The sequence below is a fragment of the Vulcaniibacterium tengchongense genome, from assembly GCF_003814555.1.
GTDB classification, from domain to species: domain Bacteria; phylum Pseudomonadota; class Gammaproteobacteria; order Xanthomonadales; family Xanthomonadaceae; genus Vulcaniibacterium; species Vulcaniibacterium tengchongense.
Map to the genome: position 1 here is coordinate 1 of NZ_RKQN01000012.1, position 4,079 is coordinate 4,079.

Consider the following 4,079-nt stretch of genomic DNA (forward strand, 5'->3'; position numbering starts at 1 on the left):
CTGACGGTGGAGGTGAGCTCCTCCATCGAGGAGGCGGTTTCCTCGAGCGAGGCGGCCTGCTGCTCGGTGCGCTGGGACAGGTCGCCGTTGCCGGCGGCGATCTCGGCGGCGGCGGCGCTGATCGCGTCGGAGCCTTCGCGGATCTGGCCGACGATCTGCGCCAGCTGCGCGACCGTGGCGTTCATGTCGTCGCGCATCTTGGCCAGGGTGCCGCGGTATTCGGTCTCGATGGTCTGGGTGAGGTCGCCCTGCGCCAGCGCCGACAGCACGCGGACGATGTCGTCCATCGCCGAGGCGTTGGATTCGAGCAGCTGGTTGATGCCCTCGGCCAGTTGCAGGAAGAAGCCCTGCTTGCCGGCCACGCCGATGCGGCGGCTGAAGTCGCCGTCCACCGCCGCCTGGACGATCTCGGCGATCTCCGCCTCGACCGCCACCTCGGCGGTGATGTCGCGCCATTCCACCACCGAGCCGAGGCGCTCGCCGGCGCGGTCGATGATCGGCGAGGCGGACAGGGCGAAGGTGCGCCCGCCCACCCGCATCCGCGTGGCGTAGTGCTCGCGCAGCGACTCCAGCAGGCGGCGGACGTGTTCCGGGTTCTTGTGGAACATGTCCATGTTGCCGCCGAGCACGCGCGCGGCCTCGAACTGCGGCAGCTCCTGGCGCATGTCCGCCTCGGCCTCGGCCAGCATCCGCTGGATGGCGTTGTTGAGGTAGACGATGCGGCGCTCGTTGTCGGCGATCATCACGTTGCTGCCGACGTTGTCGAGCGCGGTGCGCACGCGCAGGTTCTCGTCGGCGATGCGGCGCTCCTCCTCCAGCTTGTCGCGCAGCTGGGCCTGCATCTGCCGCATCGAGCCGAGCAGGTCGGCGAGCTCGTCGCGGCCCTGGATCACGATGGCGTTGTCGAGCCTGCCGTCGGCGATCTGCCGGGCGACGCGGTTGGCCTCGCCCATCGCGGCGCGCATCGCGCGGCTGAAGCCGAGGAACAGGTAGGCCACCAGCAGCAGCACCAGCACGCACACGCCCAGCGTCACCACGGTGCGCCGCTGCAGGCGGTCGATCTCGGCGGCGGCGGCGGTGTGCAGCGAGGCGTTGGCCGCGGCCATCGCCGCGCCCAGCGCCTGGCGCGCGGCCTCCACGCGCGCGGCCATGGTCTTGACCGGCAGCACCGGCGTCTCGGCGTCGAGCACGTGGGCCTGGATCGCTTCGTTCTGCTTGGCCAGCGCGTCCAGCGCCTTGCGGAACGGTTCGCCCATGCTCCGCTTCAGCGAAGCCATCTCGCGCTCGGCATCGTGCAGTTCCAGCTCGGCGCGGCTGCGCACGTACTGCTGCATGTTGCGCGACACCGCCAGGCCGGTGCGGTCGTCGACCCAGATCGCGCCGTCGCCGAGCACGCGCAGCGCGACCACGCCCTGCTGCGAGGTGTACTCGGCCAGGGTCGGCAGCCATTCGCTGGCGGCGCGGCCGATGTACAGCACCGCCGCGTTCTGCGCCTGGCCCAGGCCGCTGGCGTTGGACAGCAGGCCCATCGCTTCGCCGGCGCGGCGGATCGCCTGGTCGTGCGCGGTCACCGCGGTGAGCACGTCGGGGTGGTCGGCCGCCGCCTGGGCCCAGGCTTCGCGGACCGCGGCCACGCCCTTCTGCAGCCCCGGATCGGGCAACGCCTGCGCCTGCCAGGCGGCGAGCGCGCGCAGCTCGGCGTCGACCGCGGCGGCGGTCTTGCGCAGCTCGGCGTCCGCCACCTCGTCCTTGGCGAAGCGGCGCACGGTCAGCTGCTCGTGCGCCTGCATCGCCAGCATCGCCCGCTGCAGGCGGTTGACGCCGGCGATCGCGGCCTGCTGCGCGCGCGCGGCGTCGAGCTGGTCGGTGGCGCGGACCAGGATGATGCCGGCCAGTACGGCGCAGGCCAGCACGAAGGCGGCGCCGATCAGCATCGCCTTCTGGCCGAAGCGCAGGCGGGCCATCAGGCCGGTGGCGGGGAGCAGAAGGCGGTCCAGCAATGAGGGGTGGGCACGGACGGACATGGGGCCTCGCTAACGGAACGGACCCGGGGGCGGGTCTCGACTTCCGTTGCATCGGCATGGGGTGGCGATTCTTTAGCCGCGGACGGCTTGGCCGGGGCTAAAGATCCCGCGCGCGCGGCCGATCTCCGCGGTGTCTCCCCGACACCACTTCCAAGGAGCTCATATGCGCCGTTCCCTTCTTCTCGCCGCCGGCCTGGCCGCGCTGGCGCTGTCCTTCGCCGCGCCGGCCTCGGCCGACCTCAAGCCGATCAAGCGGGTCGAACCGCAGTACCCGCCGGAGGCCGCCCGCGCCGGCACCCAGGGCTTCGTCGAGGTCGAGTTCACCGTCGATCCCGCCGGCAAGGTCACCAGCGTCTCGGTGGTCAACGCCAGGCCGGCGCGCGTGTTCGAGCAGTCGGCGGTGCGCGCGGTCAAGCAGTGGGAATTCGCCCCCGGCGGCGGCAAGGGCAAGGTGCGCCTGGACTTCTCGCTGTGAACGCGTGACGCCCACCCCGGCGCGGGCCCCGGCTTGCCCGCGCTTCCAGGCCGGCCCGGCCGTGGCCGGCCGCTCCCGCGCCCGCAGGCTCGACCGGACCATGCCGGTGCCTGCGGGCTTTCTTCTGTTGCGGCCCGAGCGGCGGCGCGCGGTCGTGCGGCGAGCCGGTCAGAACGCCAGCTGCAGGCGCACCTGCAGCAGGCGCGGGTCGTCCTCGACGCCGCGGCGGCGGCTGGACGCGACGACGTAGTTGGCCATCGCCCGGACGTGGCGGCCGGCGTACCAGGTCGCGCCGAAGCTCCAGTCGGACTGACGGCCGCCGCGCGCGACGGGTGAATCCAGGTCCAGCGCGCCGTAGCGGACGAACAGTTCCCAGGCCGTGCCGTCGCCGGGCGACGGTGCGCCGACGCTGCCGTTCCTGTAGCTGCGCGCATGCCCGCTCGGCGACCAGCTCGCCAGCGCGTAACCGCCGTTGCCGCGCAGCGGCCGGCCGGCGGCGTCCTCGGCGCGCACCGCCGCGGCCTCGCCCTGCAGCGACCAGGCGCCGTGCAGCCACAGCGCCTCGAGGCCGGCGCGCGCATGCCGCTCCACCCCGGGGACGGCGCCGGTATCGACCAGGCTGGCGCTCGCGAGCGCGCTTTCCGGCTTGCTCGACACGCGCAGGCGCTCCTCGCGCGGCCATTCCGCGGCGGCGCCGAGGCCCAGGTGCAGCAGGCCCGCCTCGCTGCGCAGGAACGCGCGGCTGGCGCGGGCGGCGACGCCGACGCCCTCGTTCTTGCCGTCCAGGCGTTGGCCGTAGGCGCCGGCCGCGTAGGCGCGGGTCGCGTCGGCGTAGCCGTAGGCCAGGCCGATGCGCCGCCCGATCGCGAGCGCGCCCAGCAGCGAGTGTTCCATCAGCGGCGTCTGCCGCGCGCTGGTCGCGTCCTCGAGCAGGAACGGCATCTTGAACTGGCCGGCGCGCAGCCAGTGGCCCTTGCGCGGCGTGAGCTGCAGATAGGCGTCGGGCGTGGAGCGGTCGGTGAACTCGTGCTCGACGGCGATCTGCCAGCGCTCGGCCTTGACCCCGAAGCCCAGGCGCGCCGAGCGCACCTTGTCGGCGTCGGCGAGCGGGCGCGCATCGGGATGCGCCTCGAGCGCGTCGTAGTAGATCACGCCGGTGGGGACGAATTCGGCGGCCGCCGCCGGCGCCGTGCAGGCGCAGAGGAGGGCGAGCGCCCGCGGCGCGCGCGTGCGGCGGGCGATGCCGCGCAGGGAAGCGATCATGGTGGACTCGTGAGGATGTGGGGGCGGCCGCAGGCGTGTGCTGCGGACGTCGGAAATTCCGTTGCTCGCAAGGGCGCGCGAGCGCACGGCGGGTCATGCGAGGCCGCCGTGCGGCGGCTTGCGCCGCCGGACCCGCGGTGGCGGCACCGCCCCAGGCGCGGCCGAGGGCAGGGCCGCGAAGCGGCGCTCGCGGGCGCATCACCCCCGCATGCGGGGGCGGGGCGCGTCAGAACTCCTGCCAGTGCGGGTCGCCGGCAGCGGCCGCGGCGCCGCGCAGCTTGCGCGGCGCCGGCTTCGGCGCCGCGGGCTTGGCCGTG

At 74.1% G+C, this 4,079-nt stretch carries 3 protein-coding genes; 1 reads left to right on the forward strand and 2 read right to left on the reverse strand.

The genetic code is table 11. The features are described from left to right. A partial coding sequence (locus EDC50_RS16820) for a HAMP domain-containing protein (RefSeq protein ID WP_123771593.1) occupies positions 1-2,024 on the reverse strand: 2,024 nt, incomplete at its 3' end. Positions 2,025-2,187: 163 nt separating this feature from the next. On the opposite strand from EDC50_RS16820, the gene EDC50_RS16185 reads away from it, so the two are divergent. Beyond that, complete coding sequence (locus EDC50_RS16185; protein ID WP_123771595.1) at positions 2,188-2,499, forward strand: energy transducer TonB; 312 nt, start codon at positions 2,188-2,190, stop codon at positions 2,497-2,499. 168 nt (positions 2,500-2,667) lie between these two features. Here the strand turns inward: EDC50_RS16185 and EDC50_RS16190 are convergent, their stop codons facing one another. Continuing rightward, positions 2,668-3,762, reverse strand: a complete 1,095-nt coding sequence (locus tag EDC50_RS16190; protein ID WP_123771597.1) for an OprO/OprP family phosphate-selective porin — start codon at positions 3,760-3,762, stop codon at positions 2,668-2,670. Positions 3,763-4,079 lie beyond the last annotated feature (317 nt).

Bases quoted from the DNA above. Each gene is read 5' to 3' on its own strand.
- EDC50_RS16185 (WP_123771595.1), top strand. From the start codon at position 2,188: ATGCGCCGTTCCCTTCTTCTCGCCGCCGGCCTGGCCGCGCTGGCGCTG.
- EDC50_RS16190 (WP_123771597.1), bottom strand. From the start codon at position 3,762: ATGATCGCTTCCCTGCGCGGCATCGCCCGCCGCACGCGCGCGCCGCGG.